Raw genomic sequence first — 23,920 nt, 5'->3', positions numbered from 1 at the left:
CGCACATGCGGAAGGTGACAGCGGCGACTGTCGGGGCCGGTGGGGGACATGACAGCGTCGTGTCCGTCACCGACCGAGGGAGTGCGCAGTGAACAAGGGGTACGCGGTGTTCTGCGACGCCGACCGTCACTTCTACGACGCGCCGCACCGCCTCGTCTTCGGCGAGGCCGAGACCGGCTCCCTCTACCGGGCCGCCACCCTCCCCGTACCCGAGGGCTGGACCTCGCACCGGACGGGCGACTGGCTCGCTCTGCGTCCGCTGGACCGCCCGCTCCCTTCGCAGGGCTGGAAGATCCACGTCTCGGCCGGTCTCGGCAACGCGGAGGCGGTCCTCGCCACGGTCCGGGAGTACTGCCTGGAGCGGGACGTCGCCTTCAAGTTCGTCCCCAGCCGCTATCTGCTCCACCAGCGCAACGCCAAGTACGCGGACCGCTCGGCCAGCGGCAAGTTCATCACCGTCTACCCGGCCGACGACCACGCGTGCGAGCGCGTGGCCACCGACCTGGCCGCACTGCTGGACGGCGAGGCCGGTCCGTACATCCTGAGCGACCTGCGGTGGGGCCGGGGCCCCGTGCACCTGCGGTACGGAAGCTTCACCCGCCGCCACTGCTACGACGAGCACGGGGAGTTGCGGCCGGCCCTGGAGGACGGATCCGGCACGCTCGTACCCGATCGGCGCGGTCCCGTCTTCCACGTGCCCGACTGGGTGACCCCGCCCGCCTTCCTGCTCCCGCACCTCGCGGCGCGGGCCGCGGTGACGGTGGAGGACATGCCCTACGAGATCGAGAAGGCGCTGCACTTCTCCAACGGCGGCGGCGTGTACGAGGCCCGGCACCGGTCGACGGGCCGACGGGTCGTCCTGAAGGAGGCGCGTCCGTACGCCGGCCTCGCCGCGGACGGGGCGGACGCCGTCACCCGGCTGCGCCGCGAGCGCGAAGCGCTGGAGAAGCTCTCCGGGCTCGCCTGCACGCCGGAGGTCCTCGACAGCTTCACGGTCGGTGACCACCACTTCCTCGCGCTGGAGTTCGTGGAGGGCAAGCCGCTCAACACCTTCTTCGCCCGGCGGCATCCGCTGATGGAGGCCGATCCGCCGGCGGAGAGGCTCGCCGCGTACACGGAGTGGGCGCTGCGGATCCACGGGCTCGTCGAGCGGGCCGTGGCCGAGGTCCACGCACGGGGAGTCGTCTTCAACGACCTGCACCTGTTCAACATCATGGTGTCCGAGGACGAGTCGTCGGTGGTGCTGCTGGACTTCGAAGCGGCCAAGCCCGCTGCCGAGGGCGGCCGTCAGACCGTCGCCAACCCGGCGTTCGTGGCACCGGCCGACCGGCGGGGCTTCGACGTGGACCGGTACGCCCTCGCGTGCCTCCGGATCGCCCTGTTCATCCCCCTCACGAGTCTGCTGGCCGTGGACCGGGGCAAGGCCGCGCACCTGGCGGAGGCCGCCGCGGCGCGGTTCCCGGTGCCCCCCGGGTTCCTGGACGAGGCGGTGCGGGAGATCACCCGCGAGCCGTCCGGGAACCCGCCCGGCGGCGGCGCGCAGGCGCCCGACCGGCGCCCGGACGGCTCCCGGGTCCGGCCCGGCGACGGCGCCCGAGTGCCCGACCGGCGCCCAGACAGCTCCCGGGTCCGGCCCGGCGACGGCGCCCGAGTGCCCGACCGGCGCCCGGACGGCCCCCGGTTCCTGCCCGTGGAGCCCGGGGACTGGCCTGCCGCCCGTGACTCCCTGGTGCGCGCCGTCCTCGCGTCGGCGACGCCCGATCGGGAGGACCGGTTCTTTCCCGGCGACATCGCCCAGTTCGCCACCGCCGGCGGGGGCATGTCCGTGGGGTACGGCACCGCCGGAGTGCTCCACGCCCTGCGCGAGAGCGGGGGCCCCCGATGTCCGGAGGCCGAGGAGAGACTGCTGCGGTACGCCAAGCGACCCGACTCCGGTACGCCGCTCGGCTTCTACGACGGGCTCACCGGCGTCGCGTGGACCCTCGACCGGCTCGGGCACACGGATGCCGCGCTCGAACTGGCCTCGCTCGTCCTCGAACAGGACCACGAGGCCCTCGCCCCCGACCTGCACGGAGGGACGGCCGGCATCGGCCTCGCCCTGGACGCCCTGGCGACCGCCACCGGTGAGAGCGGCCTGCACGCGGCGGCCCTGCGATGCGCCGAGCTGACGGCCCGCCCGCCGCGGACGTCCCCCCGGACGACGGCGGCGGGGGCGGCGCCGGGGACGGTGCGCACGGGGCTGTTGCACGGCGGTGCCGGACGGGCCCTGCTGTTCGTACGGCTCTACGAACGCACTCGGGACACCGCGCTGCTCGACCTCGCCGCCGAGGCGCTCCACGACGACCTCTCCCGCTGCGTCCGCGGGGCGTCGGGAACCCTGCAGGTCGACGAGGGCTGGCGCACGATGCCCTACCTCGGCGCGGGCAGCGTCGGCATCGGCACGGTGATCGACGACTATCTGCTCCACCGGCGCGACGACGACCTGGACCGGGCCCGCCGCGACATCGTACGGGCGGCGCAGGCCACCTTCTACGCCCAGCCGGGCCTCTTCCGCGGCGTCGCCGGGATGGTGCTCCACCTCTCCCGCACGAACGCCGGCGGACCCGGTACGACGCGGCAGGACGTGCGCCGCCAGGTCGGATGCCTCACCTGGCACGCCATGACCTACCGAGGCCACCTCGCCTTCCCCGGAGAGCAGATGATGCGCCTCTCCATGGACCTCTCCACCGGCAGTGCCGGCGTCCTGCTGGCCCTCGCGGCGGCGCTGGACGACCGCCCGGCGCACCTGCCGTTCCTCCCGCCGCTTCCGCGGCCCCACGAACCGGCCCCATGACGGGGTCGTCCACGCACCACCGTCCCCATACGAAAGGAAACGATCATGAACCTGTTCGACCTTCAGTCGCTGGAGACCCCCAAGGACGAGGCCATCGGCGACGTCGAGAGCGGCAGCCGCGCCAGCCTCCTGCTCTGCGGCGACAGCAGCCTCAGCGTGACGACCTGTAACTGACCCGACGCGGCTTCCCGCCCGGCCCCCTGAACGCCGGTGCGGGGTCACGGTGCCCCTGGAGCTCTGCTCCCGGGGCACCGGCCGTCGGGGCGGACCTCGTCGGCGGCCTCGCCGGGGGCTTCCGTCGAGCGGGGAAGCTCCCCGTACGAGAAGAGAAGAGAGAGGGGATCGGATGGCCTCGCCGACCGGTTCCGACCGGCTGCTCATCGGCGCCGTACGGCACACCGCGGGCTTCACCGCGGCCCTGCTGCTCTGCTCCGTCGCCGGCGCCGCCTGCTCGCTCGCCGTCCCCGCGTTCGCCGGCAGAACCCTGGACCTGCTGCTGCGCCACGGGCCCGGCGCGGAGACGTGGCTCGCGTGGACCGCCGCACTGCTCGCCGCGGAGATCCTCGCGGAGACCGGCGCCGTGCTCCTGACACAGCTCGCCAACGCCCGCGCCACCGCCTGGATCCGACTGCGCGCACTGACCGGCCTGCTCGGCACCGCCCCCCACCGGGCGGCGCCCCACTCCGGCGGCGACGTCGCCGCCCGGCTGTGCGTCAACGCCACCGACAGCGGCACCGCCCCGGCGGCCCTCGCGACCCTGGTGTCCTCCGTCCTCGTGCCGGCCGGAGCGCTCGTCGCCCTGGCGCTCATCCACCCGTGGACCGCGGTGGTCTTCGCCGCCGGTCTGCCGCTGCTCCTGTTGCTCCTGCGCGCGTTCGCCAGCCAGTCCTCCGACTCGGTCGGCCGGTACCAGCAGGCGCAGGGCGCCATGGCCGCCCGGCTGGCCGAAGCGCTGGGCGGCGCCCGGACCATCGCCGCCGCCCACACGGCCCGCCGCGAGGAGGAACGCATCCTCGCCCCGCTGCCGGAACTGGCCCTGCACGGCTCGCGCATGTGGCTCGTCCACGGCCGTGCCGTGGCCCGGAGCGGAGTCCTGCTCCCGCTGCTCACCACGGCCGTCGTCGCAGTGGCGGGGGCCGGTCTCGCCGCCGGCGACGTCAGCGTGGGCGAACTGCTCGCCGCGTCCCGGTACGCGGCGCTCGCCGCCGGGATCGGAGGCGTCGCGGCGCCCCTCGGCACCCTGGTCCGGGCCCGCGGCGCGTGCCGCCGCACCGCCGAACTCGCCCGTCTGGAGCCGATGGCCCACGGCTGCGCCGTCCTGCCGGCCGACGGGCCCGGCGATCTGGAGCTGCGGGGGGTGCGGGTGGTGCGCGGGGGCGTCCCCCTGATCGAGGACGTGACGCTCGCCGTCGACGGCGGGTCGACGGTGGCCGTCGTGGGCCGCTCGGGTGCGGGCAAGTCCACTCTGGCGGCCGTCGCGGGCAGGCTGACCGATCCCGATGCCGGACGCGTCCTGCTGGACGGCGTCGACCTGGCCGACCTGACCGCCGCGGAGCTGCGCGGAGCCACCGCGTACGCCTTCGCACGTCCCGTCTTCGACGGCGGCGCCACCGTCACGATCGGCGCGGCGCTGGCCGCCGGGACCGGGCCCGCGCAGGGCCCCGCCACGCCGGAGAGGGTCGAAGAGGCCGCGAGGGCCGTCTGCGCCGACGCCTTCGTCCGGCTGTTGCCCCGGGGCTACGAGACCCCGGTGGACGAGGCCCCGCTGTCCGGCGGAGAGGCCCAACGCCTCGGCCTGGCACGGGCGTTCGTCAGCGACGGGCGTCTGATGATCCTCGACGACGCGACGTCCAGCCTCGACACGGCCACCGAACGGCAGGTGGAACGGGCCCTCGCCGCGTCACCACGACCGTGCACCAGACTGATCGTCGCCCACCGGGTGTCCACCGCCGCCCGGGCGGACCGGGTGGTCTGGATGGAGGCGGGCCGCGTGCGGAGGACCGGACCTCACCGGCTGTTGTGGGAGGACCCGGAGTACCGCGCGGTGTTCACGGCGGAGGCGTCGACGCCTGCGGGCGAGGGGGACGCCGTGGCGCCCGAGGCGGAAGCGGTGGCAGCGGAAGCCGACGCTGCGACCTCCGAAGCGGAAGGGGAAGCGGCGACGGCGGAAGTCGGCGCCGGCGTACGGGAGCCGGAAGCGGTGACGGTGGAAGTCCGCGCCGTCGTACGAGGGTCGGAAGCGGCGACGGCGGAATGTGGCTCTGCCGTAGGCGAGTCGGAAGCGGTGACGGCGGAAGGGGCAGCGGTGAAGCCCGAAGCGGTCGCCTTGGCACCTGAGGGGGAAGCGGGGGCAGCCGAGGGGAAGACGTCGGCGCCGCCGACGGGAGCGGAGGTGCGCACATGACCGCGGCGCCGCGCACGGGGCGGGCCAAGGATCCGGCCGGGCCGTCCTCGGCAGTCGCTCCGGCGTCGGATTCGGCAACGGCCGACGGGGAGACGGCCGACGGGGAGGCGGTCGGCGGAGAGACGGCCGTCGGGGAGGCGGCCACGGCCCGGCGCGCCACGGCGCCGATCCGGTCCCTCCTGCTCCGCCGCAAGGGTGTCCTCGTGAGACTGGCGGCGTGGTCGGCCGCCGAATCCGCGAAGACGTTCCTCGGCGGCTACTGCGTGGCCCGCTCCCTCGACGACGGCTTCCTGAAGGGCTCTCCCGCCACCGGACTGCTCTGGCTGGCAGGGGCCGCCGTGGCCATCCTCCTCGGCGCTCCCGTCGTCCGGGGCGTCTTCGCTCAACTCCCCCACCTCACGGAGACCTTGCGTGACGACCTCGTACGGGGGTCGGTCGTACGGGCCCTGCACTCGGCCACCGCCGCGGGCCGTGGCGCGGACGCCACCGCGGTGTCCCGGCTGACGAGCCAGACCGAGATCGCCCGGGACAGCTTCGCCGGACTCGTGCTCGCGGCCCGCTCCTTCGTCTTCGTCGCCGTGGGAGCCCTCGCCGGCCTGCTGTCGCTCGCGCCGCAGTTCCTGCTCGTCGTGCTCCCTCCCCTGGTGCTGGGCCTCGCCCTGTTCACGGCGTCGCTACGGCCCATGGCACGGGCCCAGCACCGCTACCTCGACGCCGACGAGGCCGTCGGCCGGCGCGCCGGGACGACCCGTACCGCCCTGCGCGACGTCGTCGCCTGCGGCGCCCAGGAGGCGACCGCCGCCGAGAACCGCCGTGCCGTCGAGGAGGCCGCGGCCGCCCAGCGTGCCCTGGCCCGCTGGGCGGCCGTCCGCACGCTCTCGGTCGCGACGGCCGGGCAGCTTCCGGTGTTCCTGCTGCTCGCCGCGGCCCCGTGGCTGCTGCGCCAGGGCGTCACGGCGGGCGCCATGGTGGGCGCGCTCACCTACGTCCTCCAGGCGCTGCTCCCGGCCCTGCACACGCTGGTGGCCGTGCTGGGCGCGGCGGGCGCGCGGTTGTTCGTCATCCTGGACCGGCTCACCCGGCCGTTGCCCGCCGCGCCTCCCGCGGCCCCTCCCCCGGCCGCCCCCACGACCGGTCCCCGCCGTACGGGCCGGGCGAGCGCGGCGCTGGAGCTGCACCGTGTGCGGGCCGCGTACGGACCCGGGGCCCGCGCCGTACTGGACGATCTGGAACTGACCGTCGAACGGGGGGAACACCTCGCGGTCGTCGGTCCGAGCGGCATCGGCAAGTCGACCCTCCTGCACGCGATGGCGGGTCTGCTGACGCCCGAGCGGGGGGAGGTACGGCTCTTCGGCCGCGCGATCGGCGGCTGCCGGCCGCAGGAGCTCGCGTCCCTGCGCGTGCTGCTCCCGCAGGAGGCGTACGTCTTCACGGGAACCCTGCGGGACAACCTGCGCTATCTGCGGCCCGGCGCCGGCCGGTCCGACGTCGACGGCGCGGTGGACGCGCTGGCCCTGGGGCCGCTCGTCGACCGGGTCGGCGGTCTCGACGGCACGCTGACGCCCGAGACGCTGTCCCTGGGCGAACGCCAGCTGATCGCCCTGGCACGGGCCCATCTGGCGTCCGCTCCGCTGTTGTTGCTGGACGAGGCGACCTGCCACCTGGATCCCGTCGCGGAGGCCACGGCCGAGCACGCCTTGCGGGCCCGGCCCGGGACCCTGGTCGTCGTCGCCCACCGGCTGTCGTCCGCGCTCCGGGCCGACCGCGTCCTCGTCCTCGACGGCGCCCGTGCCGAGTGCGGCACGCACGCGGAGCTGCTGGAGCGTTCGGCTCTCTACCGCGACCTCATGGGGCACTGGGGCGGGACCGAGCGGTGAGCCGCGGTGAACTCACGCGGCGGCGGGTCAGGTCCACCCGGCGCCCTGGGCGATCCGGATGGCGTCCACGCGGTTGCGGGCGCCGACCTTGCGGATGACGCTCGCCATGTAGTTGCGGACCGTTCCCTTGGACAGGAACAGCGTCGCGGCGATCTCGGAGACCGGCGCCCCGTTGGCGGCCAGCGACAGGACGCTCAGCTCGCGCCGGGTCAGGGGCATCTCCGCGGCCTGGAGGAATCCGAGCGCCAGCGTCTCGTCGATGAAGCGTTCTCCTCTGGCCACCCGGTGCACGGCCTCCACCAGCCGGCCCTTGGGGCTGTCCTTGTCGACAAAGCCGGCCGCTCCTGCCGCGTGGGCCCGTCTCAGCACCCCCGGGCGCTGCCCCGGGACGAGGGCCAGGAGCGCCGAGCGGCCCGCCGTGCCGGCACCGGACGAGGGTAAGCAGGCGGTCGCGGGTACGAGGGAGGGCGGCAGACACTCGGCGTCGGCGACGTACACGTCCGCCTCCGGCTGTTCGGCGGCCGGTGCCTGCGACCACCGGGGCAGCGAGGCGACCACATGGATGCCGCTGGACCGCAGCAGTTCCTCGAGCGCGGTGCGCAGGAGCTGTGCCTCGTAGACCACCGTCACTCGTATCATTCCCAGCCCTTCGGTCCTGCGCCGTGCCCGGGGTGCGCGACGCGATCAGTCACCCCCACCCCTCTGCCCTTGACGCTCCGGGAGGAACGGGTTACCGGGCGCACGGGGGGCGCACTGCGAAGCGTCCCGGCCGGATCCGGTCCGTGCCCGCCACGGGAACGCAGGCCGCCGACGTGCGGTGCCGGGCGGGCCGCACGGGGATTGTCCAGATACCGCCCCAGCCCGGCTCACTTCGTGTCACCGGCGTACGCGGCGGGACACCGGCCCGTCGGACCGGAGGTCCCGCGGACGCGGAAACGGGCGGGCCCTCGAAGGGCCCGCCCGTGTGACGGCGAAGGTGCCTGGACCGAGGGGGTCAGGGTGCCGCAGGCCCGGGGGTGCCGGGGGTGCGGCGCACTTCGTCGGCGGCGTCCTGGCCGACCTGGCGCAGGCCCTGGGCGGTCTCCTGGCCGGCGCTCCGCGCGTGGTCCCTGGTCGTCTCCGCCGCTTCCTGGGCGGTGCCCTTGACCGATTCCACGGCCTGGGCGGCCGGCTCCCGCAGCTCTTCCCTGACCTCCTGGGCCGCTTCGGTGACTGTCTGCTTGACGGGTTCCAGCAGCTCACCGGAGTGCTCGCGCAGCTTCTGTCCCGCGCGTTCCTCCGCCTCCGTGGTCGGGAGGAGAGCGGCGGCCAGCATGCCGGCGCCGAAGGCGATCAGTCCGGCGCCCAGCGGGCTGCCCTGGGTCTGTCGCTTCACCTGCGACGGCGCCTGCTGGACGGTCTCGCTCACGGTGGTGCCGACCTCCTTGGCGGTCGCCGTCATGCTGTCCGTGGCCTGACTCAGGCTTTCGGACGCTCCGTGGGCCGTGCCCTGCGCCGTACCCATGACACGCTCCTTCACTCCACTGACCCGGTGGCGCACCGAATCGACCTTGCGCCGTGCCACCCTGCGCGGGGCCATCCTCTCGGCCAGAGCGTCGACGTTGTGCGCCAGGTGCGCGCGCCGGTACTCCGCGTCGGTCCTCAGCTCGTCGGGTGTCGGGCCCATCGTGCATCCTCCTTCAGCGATTCCACGGCCTTTTCGGGCTTGAGATGGACGTTGCGCCAGCCGGCACGTCCGCTGACGTAGAGCGCCGCGCCGACGGCGGCCCACAGGGCGGTGACGATCAGTGCGGCCCACGCGATGTCGAGGACGTGGGCCAGGGCGAACACGGCCGTGAGGCTGCCGAACAGCATCACCATGTGACCGGCGTAGCCCGCACCGCCCAGCATTCCGGCCGCCTTGCCGGCCTTCGCCGACTCCTGTTTCAGCTCGGCCTTCGCCAGTTCGATCTCGGTGCGGACCAGTCCGGACAGGTCCTGGCCGATCTCAGCGACCAGATCACCGATCGACGGCTCCGCAGCCGCCGCCGGCGGCGGCGGTGCGTGACGGGTCGGCCGCTCCTGGTATGCGGTGGCCACGGGTCACATCCCCTCTGCCGGGCGCGGCGAGCCGCCGTACGGCTGCCCACCGCCCGACGGCGGGTAGGACGGCGGATTCGGCACCACGTGCGGGGGCTGCGACTGGCCGTAGGTGTCGGCCGGGTCCTTGTAGCCGACGGGCATGCCGGAGCGGGCGGGTGGGGCGACGCCTACGGCGGTGCGCTCCCCCGCGGCGGAGCCGCTGCCCGCGCCGCTGCTGCCGCCGCTGCCGCTGTCGGCGGAGGAGGCGGCACTCACTCCCTTGCCGGCCCGGCCCACCAGGAACCCGGCCACGGCGGCGCCCGCCAGGAAGGCTCCCGGGCGGCGGCGGGCGAAGTCCTGCAGGTCGCCCACCAGCCCGTCCGGGCCGCGCTGCTCGATGCGCGCGGCGGCCTGTTCGCCTCCGTCGGCCAGCTGACGGGCCACGCCCGCCACGGTGGAGTCGGGCTTGCCGCCCTCGCTCATCTCCCGCAGCTCCTGCGCGAGCCGGCGCACGTTCTCCGCCAGACGCCCGGTCTGGGTCTGCGCCTGCCCCTGGAGCTGGCCCCGCAGGTCGTCGACGAGGCTCCGGGCTTGGGCGGTGGCCTCGCCGACGACGTTGGCCGCCTGTTCCTTGGCCGTGCCACCCACCTCGGCGGCCTTCCCGCCGACCAGGGCGGCACCCTCGCCCGCCTTGTCCTGGGCCGTCTGCGCTACCGCCGCCGTGCTGCTGTCCTGGCCACGGCTCGATTCTCGGAAGTCACTCAAGGCTCCTCCTGGTCGATCGAAGCATCCATTTCTCCCTCCCGCCCGCACTTGCCCACGTTTCGCCCATCCACCCCTCATGGGACGAGAAGACCGCGAATCGGATCTCCGCCCCAGATCACGGGGGGCTGGTCACGGGGGGCCAGTCACGCCCGTCGTTGACAGTCCTCGGCGTTCGTCGGTCTAATGCGGACGCGGAGCGCCCGGGCCCGGCCGGTCCGGTCATCAGGGAGGGGCGAGGCGTGGGTGTGGGGACGGGGGTGCCGGAGGGCGCCCCGGACGGGATCGCGGAGCTGTACGAGCGGGACCGCACCTGCCGGTCGCTGGGCATCGCCCTGGAGGAGGTCGCGCCGGGGCGGGCGGTGATGCGCATGCGGGTGGGCGAGGACATGGTGAACGGCCATGGCATGGCCCACGGAGGGTTCCTGTTCCTCTTCGCCGATGCCGCGTTCGCGTACGCCTGCAACGGCTACGGGCCGGTCACCGTGGCGCAGTCGGCGCAGGTCACCTTTCTGCTGCCGGCCGCGGTGGACGACGAGCTGCTCGCCGAGGCCGTGGAGCGGACGCGGTCGGGACGCAGCGGGATCTACGACGTGACGGTCCGCCGGACGGACGGAACGGTGGTCGCGGAGTTCCGCGGGCAGAGCGTGATGCTCGCCGGCGGAGCGCGGCCGCGCAGCGACTGACGGCGGGGCCGGGAGACGACCGGGGAACGGCTGACGGCGGGCCGCGGGGCGGAAGGACCCGCGAGCCGGGAGACCAGGGGCCGGGAGACCGGGGGGCCGGGAGACCGGGGGCCGCGGGGCGGGAGACCGCGGGGCCGGTCGCCCGGCGCCTGCCCGGTCCCCTCGGGCGGGCACGCGCCGGGCGGCGCCCCGGTCAGGTGGCCGGTCGCTCGTCCACGACCTGCTGGAGCTTGCCGGTGCGGGGGTTGACGACCAGTTCGGAGCGCGGCACCCACTCGATGCCGAGCTCGTGGATGGCGCCGTCCGCGACCTCCGCCGGGAAGAGGGGCCGGGCCGCGTAGACCGCCTCGACGAGCCGGGCGCTCAGGCCGGGCGGGGGCTCCTCGACGTATCCGAGGCGCAGGATCAGTCCGTCGCGTCCGTCCCAGCGGCGCTGGACCATCTGCATGCCGGCGATGTACCGGTCCGGGTCCGCCTCCACGAGGACGGCGCGGACGTCCTCGATCGGCATCGAGACCGTGCCGACGCGTCCGCCCTCCATGGAGCGGCCGAGCAGACGGAACCGCCGGCACTCCGGGTCGGCCCACTCGCCGCGGTCGCCCGTCGGGAACCGGATGACCGGCATGAGGGTGCGGAACAGATTGGTGACGAGGACCCGTCCCGGCACTCCCGGTGTGGTGATCTGCTCGCCGGTGGCCTCGTCGACGAGTTCCACGACGGTGCGGTGCGGGAACGCCTCGTGCACCCGTACGTCCTCGCCGGGTACGGGCTGCCCGACGAGCCCCGCGTCGATGGAGGCGTAACCGACCGAGGCGATGGCCGCCTTGGGGAAGGCCCGCAGCAGGATCGGCCGCAGATCGGTGAAGAGCAGGTCGCCGCCGAAGAGCAGCAGTTCCACCGAGTCGGCGGTCCGGCCGCGGCGGACGAGGCACTCGGCGACGGCGGCCAGCTTCATCGGGACACCGGCCAGGACGTTCACACCGAAGTCGCCGATCAGGTCGGCGACGAACTCGTTGGGGGCACCGGCCCCGACCGGCAGGCGGACGTTCTCCACCGGCGCCGCGTGCAGGGCGTGCTCGATGTACAGCATCCCGCCGTACAGTTCGCCGGCCCAGAAGAGGTTGGCGACCCGGTGTCCGGGCTTCAGTCCGGCCTGCACGATGCCGGCGCCGAACGCGGTGACCGAGTCGGCGTGCTCCGACCGCGACCAGACCGACAGCTTGGGGACGCCGGTGGTGCCCCCGGTCTTGTAGACGCCGGCGTCGGTCAGGGGGCCGGTCAGCACCCGGTTGTCGGGCCAGGTGTTCGCCGCCCAGAACTCCGCGTGGTCGATGACGGGGAGCTGGGAGAGGTGCGCGACCGTGCGCGGCACGTCGCGGTACGCCTCCGCGTAGAAGGGCGAGTGGGTGCGGACGAAGTCGACCAGTTCCTGAAGGGATTTGGCGGGCACTACCTCTCCTGCTCTGTGTCGTCGGGTTCCGGCCCGCGTCCGATCCAGGTGCGGGCGAGTTCCCGCACGACGGACCCGTCGCGGTCGGTCAGCTTGTTCTCCAGGTAGGCGGCGGCCCAGGCGTCGGTGGGGACGCGGAAGGCCGGCCGCTCGGCGAGCAGGGTCCGTATCACGACGTCCGCCACGTCGGCCGCGTCCTGCCCGGCGCCCTCCCACCCCTGGTGGGTGACCCAGTGGATGTAGTCGGCGAAGGTGCCGGCATAGGGGCCGGAGGCGGCCTCGATGGTCTTGCGGTTGATGTCGGGGAAGATCCCGAACCGGGTGCCCCGGACGAAGCCGGGGACCACCACGGACACCTTCACGCCGTGCGCCTCCGCGACCGGGGCCAGGCTCTCCATGAACCCCTCGACGGCGAACTTCGCGGCGCAGTATGCCTCGTTGAAGGGCTGGCCGACGATCCCGTGGACGCTGCCGATGGTGAGGAGGCGGCCGCGGGAGGCGCGGAGCAGGGGCATCGCGGCCCGGCTCACCTCGACCACGCCGAAGAAGTTCACCTCCAGGTTGGCCCGCAGGGCCTCGGTGGTGGACATCTCCAGGGTGGGGTCGAAGTTGGAGACGCCGGCGTTGTTGACCACGGCGTCGAGCCGCCCGTACGTCTGCTGTACGGCGTCGACGCAGTGGGCGACGGAGTCCGGGTCGGTGACGTCGAGCCCGCGGACGTCCAGCGCGACGTCGGCCCGGTCCGCCGCCTCCCGCAGGGCTCCGGCCCGGGCGGGATCGCGCAGGGTGGCGACCGTGGCGAAGCCGGCCCTGGCGGCGGCGACAGCCGTGGCGAGACCGATGCCGGAGGAGGTCCCGGTCACCAGGACCACCCTCGGTGTCTCGCGTCCTGCCCCTTCCGCGGCGGGCGTCCCGCCGGCCGCGGTCACGAGGTGCCCTCGGCGAGGGCCGGTGCGGCGGTTCCGCCGTCCGCCTCCGGTGGCTTCGGCCGCTCGGCCGCGTCCATCAGGCGCTGGATCCGCAGCGCCGGCAGGAAGGAGCAGGCGGCGAGGAGCGTGCCGCCGGCCATGGTGACGCGGGCCGCGTCCAGGATGCCGAGCGGACCGGTCAGGAGGCTGACCGCGAGGCCGCCGGCCAGGGCGGCCAGCGGGATCACGCCCCAGGTGGCGGTCCGGAAGGCCGCGTGCATCACGCCCTGGTGGTGCGCGGACATCCGGGACTGCCGGATGGGGGCGCTGCACACGTTGATGCAGGACATGAAGAAGCCGTAGCAGCCCATGGTCACGGCGATCACCGCGCCGGCCGGGAGGGCGGGTGCCGCCAGCACGCCGAGGCCCACCAGGCAGTGCAGCAGCAGCGACCAGGCCAGCATCCGGCCGGTCCCGAGCCGTTCGCCGGCCTTCGGCGCGACGGCCGCGCCGACCAGGGCGCCCACCGCCGCCACGGACATGGCGGCGCCGAAGACTCCGACCGAGACGCCGAGTCCCTGGTAGGCGAGGATGGGGAGCACGGTGACGAAGACGGGTCCGCCGCAGTTGAGCGTCACGGCCGCCACCACCACGCGGCGCAGCACCGGGTCGGCCCAGTTCAGCCGGAAGCCGGACGTCAGCCGCTGCCAGACCGATCCCTCGACGACGGTCCGCTCGCCCCAGGGCCGCATGGACCGCAGGCACAGGGCGGAGACGAGGTAGCTGGCGGCGTCGACGATCAGCGCGGCCACGCCGAGCGCGCCGTAGAGGCCGGCCGCCAGGGAGGGGCCGGAGACCTCGGAGACCGAGCGGCTGCCTTCCAGCCGGGAGTAGGCGCGTACCAGGTGCTCCTTGGGTACGACGGCGGGCACGGCGACCAGGTAGCCGACGGTGAAGAAGATGGTGGCGCCGCTGATCACGGCCACGCAGGCGAACAGCAGCGGGGTCGACAGCCAGCCCTGCCAGTACGCCAGGGGGATGACCGCGACCGCCGCCAGCCGGGCGCCGTCGCAGACGAGCAGGGTGCGGCGGTTGTCCCACCGGTCGACCAGCATGCCGGCGAGCGGGCCGAGCAGCGGGATGCCCAGGTACTGGGCCATGGCCACGATGCCGACCTGGAAGGCGGAGGCGTCCAGGACGAAGATCATCAGGGTCGGCACGACGAAGACGGTGATGCGGTCGCCGACGGTGCTGACCGACTGGCCGATCCAGAAGCGGTTGAACTCGGGGCCGAGGGACACCGGCCGCCAGGACCTCACCGTCCCTCCCGCACCACGAGGTGGGCGGTCTTCCCGGTCCGGTCGTTGCTGATCAGCTCCGTGACGGGGCGCACGCGGAAGTTCTCCGGATCGTGTTGGAAGGCCGTGCTGAGGGTGAAGGTCCCGGACAGGATCTCCTTGCGCAGCCGCTCGGCGTCGACGTCCGCGCCGGGGGCGGTGAGCAGCAGCACGTCCACGCCGGCGGCGCGTCCGCCGGCTTCGGTGATCACCACCTGGGCGCGCGAGACGCCCGGCTCCCGTTCGACGCGGGTGATGACCTCGTCGACGTGCAGGCCGAGGCCCCGGACCTGGACCACGCTGTCGCGGCGGCCGAGCACCCGCATGGCGCGTCCGGGCCGGCCGCAGGGGCAGGGCTCCAGCCGTCCCGCGTCGCCGGTGCGGTAGCGCAGCACCGGGTTGAGCATCTCGGGGTTGAGGGTGGTGAAGTCCAGGAGCTGGTCCTCGCCCACGTGGACCAGCTGGTCGGGCAGGGTGTGGAAGAGGTCCGCGGGGCAGTCGGGCGTGTTGGTGCCGACCACCCAGGTCTCGGTGCTGCCGAACATGCCCCAGCGCCGTGCCGCCGGCGCGACGGCGGCCATGTCCTCCTCCAGCTGCGGCTGCCATGCCTCGCCGAGCCAGAGCACCTTGCGCAGGTGCGGCAGTTCCAGGCCGGCGGCGCGGGCGTGGGCGAACCAGAGGCGCAGCACGCTCGGTGTGCCGCCGATCGCCGTCACCTCGCGCGTCTTGAAGAAGGCCAGCCACTCGGCGTACTCGTCCTGGGCGACGGAGCCGACCGCGATGACCTGGCAGCCGGACAGGTCGGCCAGGGCGGCCGCCAGGAAGTGGGCGCCCCACATGCGGCCGGCGCCCCAGGCGTTGACGAAGACGTCGTCGCGGTCGAGCGGCTGCCAGTGGGCGTGGACGCCGGACATGTAGAAGCCGGTGGGGGCGTGGCCGAGTTTGGGGGCGCCGGTGCTGCCGCCGCTCTGGAAGAGCCAGGTGGCGCCGTGCTCGGCGCGCGGCCGCAGGTGTGCGAGGGCCAGGTTGAGGTCGTCCTTGAGCAGCGGCGGGAGCGCGGCGATGCCGTCGAGGGTGCCGGGGTCCGGGCAGTCGCGGTAGCGGAGGGCCAGCTCCGGCACCTGCCGCAGGCGTTCCAGTGTTCCGCGGGCGACCGCGAGCCGCGGCTCGGCCGCCTCGGGGGTGAGCGAGAACATGGTGGTCAGCTCGTTTCCGTCGGTGAGGTGGACAGGGGCGCCAGGTCGTCGGCGTCGGCTCCGCCGGAGGTCCCGGCGGCGGCGAGGTGCCGCGCGTGGGCGTCCCGGTAGGCGGTGAACCGGGCCCGCACGACGTCCCGTTGGATCGTGCGGTCCGGGTCCGTGGGGACGCGGGGGATGACGCCGTCGGGCTCCAGCTCGGAGAACCAGAACCGCCGGCCGTCGTGGAGGAAGTCGACGCAGAAGAAGGGGAGGCGCAGCCGCTGGGCGAAGTAGGCGGTGGCCTTCTCGAGTTCCTCCGGGACGGGGGTGAACTCGAGCGTGCCGCCGTGGCTGGCGTTGGAGACCGCGGAGCCGGGTTCCGGGGTCCGCCTCAGGACCGTGTGGGCGGCGCCGTCGATGACGTACACCCGGTGGTCGACGGTGTCGTCGCCGAGGTAGGGCTGGATCACGAGGGTGGTGTCGCCGCCCTGGGCGAGGCTGGCCAGGCCCCGGATGTCGCCCGCGCTCCGGGCGAGGTTGATGCCGCCTCCGCCGCACCAGCCGGCCGGTTTGACGATCGCCGGATACGTCATGTTCGCGAGGGCCACCTCGTACAGGTGCCTGCTCACGTCGCGTCCCGTGCCGATGCGGACGGTCGGGATCGGGGGGATCGGGGAGCCGCCGAGGTGGAGCAGGGTGGCCAGCTTGTCGTTGCCGATGAGGGAGGTCTCGGGCGGGAACGGCAGGTAGAACCCGGCTTGTTGCAGCACCGTGCAGAGGGCGTACTGGTTGAAGACGTCCATCTGCTGGTAGGGCAGCGAGTAGAGCGCGGTGATGAAGAGGGTGTCGCGGGGCGTGACCGGTTCGTCGTCGACGTAGACGCGGGGGCGTTGGGGGTCCGTGCAGTCCACCGTCACGGCGTCGGGGGAATGCCGGGTCCAGCTCAGGCCCAGGTCCTCGGCGACCTCGGCGTACAGGTCCCAGAACATGGCGTGCCATGTCCCGGCCATCCGGGTCGACTCCCGGTCGGGGAAGATCCAGCACATCCGGCGCAGCGGGCCGGTGGCGGGCGCTTGGGAGGGGTTCACGCGGTGTCCTCGGGGGGTGCGGCGGGGCGGGGGTGCGGGACGCCGGCCGGTCCGTCCTGGGCGGGGGCTCGCTCCGCCCACCAGCGGCGGCCGGACTCCGGAAGGGTGTCCAGCGGGTCGTAGTACGGGTGGCGGCGGGCCAGCGCAGCGGTGAGGTCCGCGTCGGGCGACTGCCGGACCTCGAGCTCGGTGCGGTAGTTCTTCGTCCAGTACGAGATGCCGCGTTCGCGGTCGTACGCGACGGCCTGGTGCACCCAGCGCTTGCCGACGTGCGGTACGTCGCACACGATCCGCGGGGTGGCGTAGCCGGGGAGGTAGCCCATGATCGCCTCCTGGAGCCGCTGGGCCTGGTGGAGGGGGGTCCGCCAGTGCTCGGCGTGCGGGACGACGTCGCAGAGGTAGAAGTAGTACGGGAGGATGCCCGCCTCGCCCTGGAGGGCGAAGCACAGGTCCAGCAGGTCCTCGGGGGTGGCGTTGACGCCGCGCATCAGCACCCCCTGGTTGCGGACGTCCCGGACGCCCGCGTCGAGGAGGGCGCGGGTGGCCTCGGCGACCAGCGGGGTGACGGACTGCGCGTGGTTGGCGTGGGTGTGCACCGCCAGGTTGACCGCGCGCCGCGCGGCGACGGCGGCGACCCGCCCCACCCCCTCGGTCACCTCGGGCCGCAGCCAGTGCTGGGGCAGGCCGACGACGGCCTTGCTGGCCAGGCGGATGTCCCGTACCGACCCCAGGTCGAGGAGCCGCATGAGGAAGGCCTCCAGCTGCGGCCAGGGCACGTTGGCGACGTCTCCGCCGGACACCACCACGTCGCGCACGGCCGGGGTGCGCTTGAGGTAGTCCAGCATCTGCTCCTGCCGGTCGCGGGGGCGGAGCGCGAGCCGGGCCTTGGTGATCTGGGGGGTGGAGGTGCCGACCAGGTCCATCCTGGTGCAGTGCCCGCAGTACTGCGGGCAGGTGGCGACCAGTTCGGCCAGGACCTTGTTCGGATAGCGGTGGGTGAGGCCCTCCACCACCCACATGTCGGCTTCGTGCAGCGAGTCCCGTCCCGCCTTGGGGTGGCTCGGCCACGTCGGGTGCCGGTCCGAGCGCACCGGCAGCATGTACCGACGGACCGGGTCGGCGAGGAACGCCTCGGTGAACGCCTCGGGTTCGAGGGCGGCCCGGGGCGCCATGGTGTTGAGCATCTGCGGGGTGAGCAGCATCGCCATGGTGGCGAACTGCGCCTGGTCGGCGGCGAGGTCGGTGAAGAAGCGGTCGGTGAGCAGGCCGCCGGTGACGGCCTTGAGCTGGCGGGGGTTCTTCACGCAGTGGGCGCGCTGCCACTGGGCGTCGCGCCATTCGCGCTCCGTGACACGGCGCCAGCCCGGCAGCCGGCGCCAGTCCGGCTCGGTCAGCGGGCTCCGCGCGTACTGGTACGGCTGCCGGATCATCCGAGGTCCCGCCTACCGGCCGGTCAGGGCCGTGGCGAAGCGGGTCCGGAGCTCTCGCTTGAGGACCTTGCCGGTGGGGCCGAGCGGGAAGTCCTCCGGCGTGCGCGCGATGCTCACCGCGGCCAGCGGGGTCAGACCGGCGGCGGCGAGGGCCTTGTTGGCGGCCTCGCGCACCTCCTCCGCCGTGCTCCCGGCGGCCTCGGCCTGCAGGCGGACGACGGCGAGCGGCAGCTGTCCGCGCCCCGGGCCGGCGGGGACGCCGACCACCGAGCAGTCCTGCACCAGCGCGGCGCAGTCGGCGAGGAGGACCTCTTCGATGGGGAGGCTGTACGCCGGCCCGTCCGCGGTGTCGATGACGTCCACCGTCCGGTCGAGGTGGTAGAACCTGCCCTCGGCGTCGCGGCGGGCCACGTCGCCGGTGAGCCAGTAGCCGTTCAGTTCGAACGTGCGGGTGAGCCGGTCGTCGTTCCAGTAACCGGGGGTCCGCGAGGGCGTGATCACCCCGAGCATCCCGACCGTGCCGTCGGGGACCTCCTCGCCGTTCTCGTCGAGCACGGCGGCCTTCTCGACCACGTCGAGGGGCTTGCCGACGCAGCGGTCGTCGCGCTCGGTCTCCGGTGTGGTCATCTGCCCGAACAGGGCCATGCCCATCTCGGAGGAGCCGAGGCCGTCGACGAACTGCGAGCCGGGCAGGGCCGGCTGCTCCTCCTTCTCCCGGGGCAGCAGCCAGGGCCTGATCAGCCCTGCCGGCCGCTCGCCGAGCTGCACGAGCCGGCGGATGTGTCCGTAGTGGGCGCTGTCGCCGGTGTTGAACCATGAGTGCACCTTCGCGGCGCCCTCGACCGGGAGTTCTCCGGTGGCCAGTTCCACGAAGGTGCGGGGGAAGGAGGCGACCATGGTGGGCTGGAACGCCTCCATCACCGGCTCGACGACGGTGCGCCGCCAGTCGGACATGACCACGGTCGGCAGGCCGAGCAGGGTGGCGGTGAGGAAGTAGCTGAGGCCGCCCGCGTGGGTGTGCGGCATCAGCGACATCAGCCGGTCGTAGTCCTCGGCGGGGAAGCGCACCATGCGCGGCTGCTTGCCCTCCCAGAACTGGCGGTGCGCCAGCTTGGTGGACTTCGGTGTGCCGGTGGTCCCGGAGGAGTGGATGAGCGCGACCACGTCGTCGGCGGCGTGCCGGTACGGATAGACCTCGGGGAGCTCGGCCGACCCGGCGTCGAAGACGTGGAGTTCGGCGGCCATGGCGATGAAGCCGGGCCGGCGGTGCGGGGTCTCGCGGTAGGCGGCGGCGAGGCGGGTGGGGTCGTCCGCGACCACGCCGACGGCGCCGACGTGGTTCAGGTAGCGCACCATCACCTCGTGCCGCATGGCGTCGTTGACGAGGGCGGGGACGGCTCCCAGCGCGGAGAGCGCGAGGAAGTGCAGCAGGGGCTCCATGCCCTCGCCGACCACCACGCCGACCGGGTCGCCGGGCCGGACGCCGTTGGCCCAGTACCACTTCGCGTAGCGGTCGCGAAGGGCGGCGAGGTCGAGCAGGCTGTGGCCGCGCAGTTCGACGGCGCCCCGGTGGTCGACGCGGTGGGTGTACGCGTACGGGACGGCGCGGTGCGGGTTGACGGCGATGGCGTGGTCGAGGAAGTTGCCGGCTCCGAGCGTGGGCTCGGCCATCAGACGCTGTCTGGCTTCGAGAGGGGCGATGGACGTGTGGTCGCTCATGAGGGTCTCCCGTTACGGGTCGCCGGGACGGGCCCTGTGGGGCCGGGGCCCGGCGACTGGTCGAAGGCTTGCTGTGCTCGGCGGAACGTGTGGTTCGGCTGCCTTGCCGGGGTGGTCGTGAGGCACGCGGTACGGGCCGGGGCGGGCACGCGGGTTGCCGGGCGGGCGTGGGGCGGAGCGTGCTGGGGCGTCGTGGAGCGTGGTGGCGCGTCGTGCTCGGTAGGGGGCGGCTCAGGGGGGTGGACGGGCGGTGTTCCGGACGACGGCGTCGACGGGGCGGGGCGGTGACCGGCGGGGTGCGCCCGGCGGCCGCACCGGCCGGCGAGGGGCGCCGGTGGCGCGGGCCGGCCGGCGGCCCGCGCCGCGCGTCAGGGGCGGGCGAGGATCTCGGCCGCCGCCCGGCGGCCGGAGCGGACGGCTCCCTCCAGGAGTCCGAAGAACTCGGTGCTGGTCTCCGTGCCGGCCCAGTGCACGCGCCCGTGCGGTGCGGTCAGGGTGGGGCCGTGCCGCATCCAGTCGCCGGGGCCGAAGAGGGATGCGTAACAGCCCTTGCTGTAGGGCTCGTTGACCCAGTCCGTCACGTGGAAGCCGACGGGTTCGGGGAGCATCGGGAAGAGCCGGGCGGCCTGCCGGAGCGCCGCCGAGCGCTGTGCGCGCGGATCGAGCTCCGCGAAGCGATGGGCCTCGGCGCCCGTGACGAAGCCGGTGAGGACGCCGACGTCCGCTCCGGCCGGCGAGTCGTCGACGGTGGACAGCAGCGGCCCTTCGGCGTTCACCGACCAGCCCGAGAGGCCGTGCTCCCGCCAGACGGGTGCCGGGTACACCAGGTGGACCTTGACCGCGCAGCCCCGCGCGGTGCGGTCGCTCGCCCGGCGGGCGGGCGGCTCGGGCCGGTGGTCGACGGCGTCGGCGAGGAGGGGCGGCAGGGCCATGACGGCGACGTCGGCCCGGTGTGCCCCGCCCGTGCTGTGGACCGTGACGCCGTCGTCGTCCTGGTGCACGGCGTGGACCGGCTCCCGAAGCCGCACCCGGGGCCCCAGGCGCGCGGCCAGCCGCTCGCACACCTGGTGGGCCCCTCGGTCGACGCGGTCCTGCTGGGCGCCGCCCTCGAAGGCGTTGAGGTAGCGCAGCCCGCCGCCCGACCGCAGGTAGAAGGCGACGTGGAGCATGGACACCCGGGCCGGGTCGGCTGCCATCATCTCGCCCAGGAACAGCGGGAAGAAGAGCCGGGCGTCGGGATGGGCGAGGTGGCGTTCGGCCCATGCCCCGGCGGTGAGGGCGTCCAGCTCCTCGGCACCGGGGGTGAGCCAGGGGGCGTCGGGCCGCACGGCCGCGGTGAGTTCGTCGAGCCGCTCGAAGAGGTCGCCGAGCGCCACGGCGTTGAGCGGGGGGAACCGGCCGTCGCGGGTGGTCTCCTCGGCCCCGAGGGCGAAGCGGCTGGCTCCGCGCATGGTGGTGGGCGTGGTCTTGAGGTCGAGGGCGGCCAGCAGCGCGTGGAGCTCCGTGTGGCGGTCCCCCAGGTAGGCGGCGCCCGCGTCCACCCAGCCGTCGGCACAGACCTGGATCCCGCGGGCCCTGCCGCCCACCTGGTCGCGGGCCTCCAGCACGGTCACGTCGACCCCGCCGACGGCCAGTTCGGTCGCGGCCGTCAGTCCGGCGAACCCGGCACCGACGACCACGGCGCTCCTGACGCCGCCGGTGCGCGGGGAGGCGCCGGTGGCCGGGGAGGCGTCGCGGGCCGTCACCGGGCGGCCGCGATCTTCTCGGCGAGCCGTCTGGGAGTCGGGGCGCCGACGAAGTCCTCGAAGGTCAGTTCCACGCCGTGGGTGCGGGCGACGGCGCTGAGCACCCGGGTGGCGACCAGCGAGTCGCCGCCGAGGAGGAAGAAGTCGGAGTCCGCCGCGACGTCCTCGGTCTCCAGGACGCGCCGGAACATCGCCACCACGCCCTCGGTGTCGGCACCGGCGCGGGAGCCGGTGGGGGCGCCTGGGCCGGTCGGCGGTTCGCCGGCGGCGGAGGCAGTGGTGTCAACGCTCATCAACGGTCTCCTTTGACCTGTTCACGGTTGCGTATCGCTGGTGCGAGGCTTTCCTGTCGACCTTGCCGCTCGTGGTCAGCAGGAGCTGGGGGACGAGAGTGATCCGGCTCGGCACGAGGTGGGCGGGCACCCGCTCGTGCAGATAGGAGCGCAGTTCGGTGCCGAGGTCCCGCGTCCGGGTGTCCGGCCGGGGCACCACATAGGCGACCAGGGCGGCGCGGCCGGCGGTGGTGGCGCCGGTGACGGCCACCGCGTTCACCGCGGGGTGGCCGGCGAGGTGCGCCTCCACCTCTCCCGGGTCGACGCGGATGCCCCGGATCTTGAGCTCGTCGTCGAGCCGGCCCTCGTGGGTGAGGAGGCCGTCGGGCGTCCGGCCGACCCGGTCCCCGGTGCGGAACCGGCGTTCGCCGCCCACGACCGCGTACGCCTCCTCGGTGGCACGGGGCATCCCGAGGTAGCCGAGGGCCGTCGCGGGGCCGCCGATCAGCAGCTCGTCCCGGTCGCCGATGTCCTCCACGACGTGGGGCAGGGCCCGTCCGATCGGCGCCCTGGCGCCGCCGTCCCAGTCCCAGCCGGGGGCCGGGGCGCCAGGTCCGTGCAGGTCGACGGCGTGGGTGATCAGGGTGGTCTCGGTGCAACCGTAGGTGTTGACCAGGCGGATCCGGCTCGTGTCGAGGCGGCTCCAGTCGGCCAGCCGGGCGGGGCTGACGGCCTCCCCGCCGATGACCACCAGCCGGATGCTGCCGGGAAGGGCCGTGCCCTCCTCGGCGAGGTGGAGCACCAGTTCGTGCCAGAAGGCGGTGGGCAGGTCGAGCACGGTGACGCGTTCGCGCTCCACCATCCGCAGGAAGCGCGGGAAGGATCCGGAGTGCGCCTCGCGGTCGAAGACCAGGGCGGCTCCCGTGGTCAGCGTCGGGAGGATCTCCTCCAGCGAGGTGTCCCAGTTGAGCGAGGCGAACTGGAGCACCCGGTCCTCTTCGGTCAGGGCGAAGAGGTCGCGGAGCGAGCGCACGGAGGCCGAGATCGCCCGGCGCGGTGTCACGACCGGCTTGGGGCGGCCCGTGGAGCCCGAGGTGAAGAGGACGTACGCGGGTGCTTCGGGATCCACGTGCTGCCCGGGGCCACCGGTCGCCGTCGTCGAAGCCGGCTGTGCGGCCGCTTCGCCGGGGAAGTCGACGACCGGCAGACCGAGTCCGGCGGCGAGGGCCGTGGCGGTACCGAGGACGGCCCGGCAGCCGGCGGCGGACGTCATGTCCTGCTGCCGTGACGGCGGAAAGGCCGGATCGACGGGGCAGTAGACCCCGCCGGCCGCCAGTACGCCGAGCAGCGCGACGACGGTCTCCGGGGTGTGCGTCGCGGGCACGGCGATGGTTCCGGGCCGCTGCCCGAGCCGGCCGATCCGCCCCGCGAGGCCGTCCACGAGCTCGTACAGCCGACGGTAGGTGAGGATCCGCCCTTCGTGGACGAGTGCCGCGCGCTCCGGGTTGCGAAGAGCGGCTTCCGTGAAGGCCGCGATGAGGTCCGGGGTGGTTCCCAGGGTCTCGCACTGCATCGACTTCGACCGCCCCAAAAATGCTTGAAAGCGCCTGTCCGTGCCCGACGAACGGGGACTCTACCTCCGAACTGGTGTTGCCACAACGGAAGTTGAGGGGAATTGAACGATCTCCGCGAACGCGTGGCGCACGCTCGCAACACAGCAGGTCAGAGCCCTTGCGGGGGCTCCGCTTCCACTTCGACACGGCGGGGCGCCACCGGAGGGACGCCCTCCTGATCCGGCCCGGCGAACGCGGTCCGCGAGCCGTCGCAGGAGGCGGTTTTGCGCTGCCGCCGCGGCGGCACCCCGGCGGGATCGCGAGGGGCGCCGGGGCCGCGCTCCCGGGCGGCCCGGACCCCTGGGGGTGCTCCCGGGGGCCCGGGCCCTGGGGGTGCTTCGGGCGTCACCTCGTCCGGCGGCCGTCCGCCGTCGCCAGTCGCGGAACAGCGCGAGCGCCTCGGCCAGATGGCCGGCCCGCACGCGAGGTCGATCTGACGGACCCGTCCGGGTCGTCGGGCGTCTGGGTCTTCACTCCCCCGCTTCTGCTCCGATCTTCTGCTCCGATGAGGCCATGGGGGCAGAGCCCGGGCGGCCGGGCGGCCGCGGGGCGGGCAC

The 23,920-nt window shown here is 74.1% G+C and carries 19 protein-coding genes; 5 read left to right on the top strand and 14 right to left on the bottom strand.

Annotated features, from left to right (window positions below; translation table 11 throughout):
• The first annotated feature begins 88 nt into the window (after positions 1-88).
• From lanKC to ABD954_RS31525, 4 genes are all read left to right on the top strand, one after another.
• Entirely contained in the window at positions 89-2,833 is a 2,745-nt protein-coding gene (lanKC, locus tag ABD954_RS31540; protein ID WP_345491209.1) for a class III lanthionine synthetase LanKC, read from the top strand.
• A 45-nt stretch (positions 2,834-2,878) separates the two neighbouring features.
• Positions 2,879-3,007, top strand: coding sequence for a mycelium formation morphogenetic lantipeptide SapB (gene ramS / locus ABD954_RS31535; protein WP_345491208.1), 129 nt, complete (start codon positions 2,879-2,881; stop codon positions 3,005-3,007).
• A 172-nt stretch (positions 3,008-3,179) separates the two neighbouring features.
• On the top strand, positions 3,180-5,237 hold the full coding sequence (locus ABD954_RS31530) for an ATP-binding cassette domain-containing protein (RefSeq protein ID WP_345491207.1): 2,058 nt from the start codon (positions 3,180-3,182) through the stop codon (positions 5,235-5,237).
• Positions 5,234-7,114: an ATP-binding cassette domain-containing protein gene (locus tag ABD954_RS31525; protein ID WP_345491206.1), complete on the top strand. Its 1,881-nt coding sequence runs from the start codon at positions 5,234-5,236 to the stop codon at positions 7,112-7,114. Before ABD954_RS31530 ends, ABD954_RS31525 begins: the two co-directional genes overlap by 4 nt.
• A gap of 27 nt (positions 7,115-7,141) precedes the next feature.
• Here ABD954_RS31525 and ABD954_RS31520 read toward each other — a convergent pair whose 3' ends face one another.
• The 4 genes from ABD954_RS31520 to ABD954_RS31505 form a co-directional block, all read right to left on the bottom strand.
• Positions 7,142-7,753, bottom strand: coding sequence for a helix-turn-helix transcriptional regulator (locus ABD954_RS31520; RefSeq protein ID WP_345491205.1), 612 nt, complete (start codon positions 7,751-7,753; stop codon positions 7,142-7,144).
• Between the two features lie 355 nt (positions 7,754-8,108).
• Positions 8,109-8,780, bottom strand: coding sequence for a DUF3618 domain-containing protein (locus tag ABD954_RS31515; protein ID WP_345491203.1), 672 nt, complete (start codon positions 8,778-8,780; stop codon positions 8,109-8,111).
• Positions 8,756-9,193 (bottom strand): phage holin family protein, encoded by a 438-nt coding sequence (locus tag ABD954_RS31510; protein ID WP_345491202.1) that lies wholly within the window; start codon positions 9,191-9,193, stop codon positions 8,756-8,758. Before ABD954_RS31510 ends, ABD954_RS31515 begins: the two co-directional genes overlap by 25 nt.
• 3 nt (positions 9,194-9,196) lie before the next feature.
• Positions 9,197-9,940 carry a hypothetical protein gene (locus ABD954_RS31505; RefSeq protein ID WP_345491201.1) on the bottom strand — a complete coding sequence of 248 codons (744 nt, stop codon included), beginning with the start codon at positions 9,938-9,940 and terminating at the stop codon, positions 9,197-9,199.
• A gap of 239 nt (positions 9,941-10,179) precedes the next feature.
• Between ABD954_RS31505 and paaI the strand changes: the two genes are divergently transcribed.
• Positions 10,180-10,623 carry a hydroxyphenylacetyl-CoA thioesterase PaaI gene (gene paaI / locus ABD954_RS31500; protein ID WP_382745946.1) on the top strand — a complete coding sequence of 148 codons (444 nt, stop codon included), beginning with the start codon at positions 10,180-10,182 and terminating at the stop codon, positions 10,621-10,623.
• Positions 10,624-10,816: 193 nt separating this feature from the next.
• Here the strand turns inward: paaI and ABD954_RS31495 are convergent, their stop codons facing one another.
• From ABD954_RS31495 to ABD954_RS31450, 10 genes are all read right to left on the bottom strand, one after another.
• Complete coding sequence (locus tag ABD954_RS31495) at positions 10,817-12,073, bottom strand: phenylacetate--CoA ligase family protein (protein ID WP_345491200.1); 1,257 nt, start codon at positions 12,071-12,073, stop codon at positions 10,817-10,819.
• Complete coding sequence (locus tag ABD954_RS31490; RefSeq protein ID WP_345491199.1) at positions 12,073-12,936, bottom strand: SDR family NAD(P)-dependent oxidoreductase; 864 nt, start codon at positions 12,934-12,936, stop codon at positions 12,073-12,075. Before ABD954_RS31490 ends, ABD954_RS31495 begins: the two co-directional genes overlap by 1 nt.
• A gap of 62 nt (positions 12,937-12,998) precedes the next feature.
• The gene (locus ABD954_RS31485; RefSeq protein WP_345491197.1) at positions 12,999-14,300 is read right to left on the bottom strand and encodes an MFS transporter; all 1,302 of its coding nucleotides are present in this window, start codon (positions 14,298-14,300) and stop codon (positions 12,999-13,001) included.
• The gene (locus tag ABD954_RS31480) at positions 14,297-15,514 is read right to left on the bottom strand and encodes a phenylacetate--CoA ligase family protein (RefSeq protein ID WP_345491195.1); all 1,218 of its coding nucleotides are present in this window, start codon (positions 15,512-15,514) and stop codon (positions 14,297-14,299) included. The genes ABD954_RS31485 and ABD954_RS31480 overlap by 4 nt, the downstream gene beginning before the upstream one ends.
• A gap of 5 nt (positions 15,515-15,519) precedes the next feature.
• Positions 15,520-16,584, bottom strand: coding sequence for an ATP-grasp domain-containing protein (locus ABD954_RS31475; RefSeq protein WP_345491193.1), 1,065 nt, complete (start codon positions 16,582-16,584; stop codon positions 15,520-15,522).
• Positions 16,581-18,014 carry a KamA family radical SAM protein gene (locus tag ABD954_RS31470; protein ID WP_345491191.1) on the bottom strand — a complete coding sequence of 478 codons (1,434 nt, stop codon included), beginning with the start codon at positions 18,012-18,014 and terminating at the stop codon, positions 16,581-16,583. The genes ABD954_RS31475 and ABD954_RS31470 overlap by 4 nt, the downstream gene beginning before the upstream one ends.
• Before the next feature lie 12 nt (positions 18,015-18,026).
• Entirely contained in the window at positions 18,027-19,733 is a 1,707-nt protein-coding gene (locus ABD954_RS31465) for a class I adenylate-forming enzyme family protein (protein WP_345491189.1), read from the bottom strand.
• 368 nt (positions 19,734-20,101) lie between these two features.
• Complete coding sequence (locus tag ABD954_RS31460) at positions 20,102-21,478, bottom strand: flavin monoamine oxidase family protein (protein ID WP_345491187.1); 1,377 nt, start codon at positions 21,476-21,478, stop codon at positions 20,102-20,104.
• Positions 21,475-21,771 (bottom strand): acyl carrier protein, encoded by a 297-nt coding sequence (locus ABD954_RS31455; protein ID WP_345491185.1) that lies wholly within the window; start codon positions 21,769-21,771, stop codon positions 21,475-21,477. The genes ABD954_RS31460 and ABD954_RS31455 overlap by 4 nt, the downstream gene beginning before the upstream one ends.
• Positions 21,761-23,323, bottom strand: coding sequence for an amino acid adenylation domain-containing protein (locus ABD954_RS31450; RefSeq protein ID WP_345491184.1), 1,563 nt, complete (start codon positions 23,321-23,323; stop codon positions 21,761-21,763). The genes ABD954_RS31455 and ABD954_RS31450 overlap by 11 nt, the downstream gene beginning before the upstream one ends.
• Between the last annotated feature and the right edge of the window lie 597 nt (positions 23,324-23,920).

It is taken from the genome of Streptomyces roseoviridis (assembly GCF_039535235.1).
Taxonomy (GTDB): Bacteria; Actinomycetota; Actinomycetes; order Streptomycetales; family Streptomycetaceae; genus Streptomyces; species Streptomyces roseoviridis.
The sequence above is the reverse complement of the archived record's forward strand: the minus strand, read 5'-3'. Positions and strand labels throughout refer to the sequence as shown.